The sequence below is a fragment of the Microbacterium sp. Bi128 genome, assembly GCF_918698205.1.
Genome location: NZ_CAKKMM010001353.1, coordinates 1 through 1,377 on the forward strand (window position 1 = coordinate 1; position 1,377 = coordinate 1,377).

Consider the following 1,377-nt stretch of genomic DNA (forward strand, 5'->3'; position numbering starts at 1 on the left):
CAACCGCAAGATCGGCAGCCGGGTCCCCTGACCCGACGTCGCCGAAATCGATGACGCCGGCCAGGGAGCCGTCGTCGGCCAGCAGGATGTTGCCAGGGTGGAGGTCCCCGTGGAGCATCATCGCCGGACCATCCCAGGCTTTGGCGGCACAGGCCTGCGCCCACACTGCTCTCAGCGCGGCCGCCTGCGGGTAGCGTTCGCGGTCCCCGAGCCGTTCTATCAGCACAGCGTCACGGTCCGCCAGCGGCACGCCTCGGAAAGGGTTGACCGGGACGCCCGTTTCGGCGGGCACGTGAAGGGACAGCAGGAAATTGGCCAGGCCTTTAGCCGCCGGCCCGCGGTCTGCCGGGCCGACGTCGGCCGCAGCGGCTCCGGGGACCCACCGCACAATGCTCCACGGCCATGGAAAGTCCGACGTCGGCCTGCCGGCATGGACGGGGACAGGAACAGCGACCGGGGAGCGGCGAGCTATGTCGGGAAGGTAGCGCTGCTCATGCAGTATCAGCGGAACGGCCTCCGCCCTGCGCGGCAGCCGGACGGCCAGGCCGTCACCGAGCAGGAAGGTCGCGTTGTCCCAGCCGTTCGCAACCCGCACTAAGGGACAATCGCCGAGGTCGGGCCGCTGGTCCCGGACGAGGCGCTGGACGACCGCGATACTCACGTCCACCGTGGCTGGCGGCATTCGAGCCATTCAGAAATCCGCCTTCCTTTGTGCCGGCAATGCAGTCCGATCCTTGCCCCTCGTCCGAATATAGGTCAAGAGCCCAAGAGCCGACGGGGCGCGGGAGGACATGGAATCGGACGACGGCGGGATGTCCCGCCGTCGTCCTGGGACCGCATGAAGTTGCGGCTAGCTCATCCGGCGGGGACCACCGGATTCTCAGCAGTCAGCCCGCGCCCTGGCCCTGACGGGCCACCTATTCCAAAATCCTGGCCGTCGCCGCGGCCGTCATCAACTGCCCTATCACCTCAGGCTTCCCACACCTGGCTACGTAAATTTTCCAGAAAGACAGTCGCGGCGTCCGGAGGGTGGACTTGAACCGTCGCTGCGCCGCCCTCCTGACGCAGGTAAACGAGCGACGGTGGCGCCGTTGACCTTGGTGCCGTCGTCGCTGAGCAGGAAGGTGATGGAGGCGGCGAGCTGCGCGGCGGTGGCGGCCCAGCCGAACTTCACTACCTCGGAGCGAGACTGTGGCGCAACGCAATCACCAAGGTAGTCGGCGGATGGATCGACGACGACGACTGTTCCGAGGCGGACGCCCGCAGGATCATGCAACTCGTCGGACGCGACAACGCCCGACGCGTGTACGCGCTCCCCTGAGCGCCGACCGAGATCCCGAGCAAGCAGAACGGACATCTTGCTGAACCCCGGCCCAG

The 1,377-nt window shown here is 67.4% G+C and carries 1 protein-coding gene and 1 pseudogene; both read right to left on the reverse strand.

The features are described from left to right. The coding region (locus tag LQV45_RS32730) for an aminoglycoside phosphotransferase family protein (protein WP_230011771.1) at positions 1-661 on the reverse strand (661 nt) is incomplete at its 3' end. Positions 662-988: 327 nt separating this feature from the next. After that, positions 989-1,377 (reverse strand): annotated as a pseudogene (locus tag LQV45_RS32735) (hypothetical protein); the annotation flags it as partial.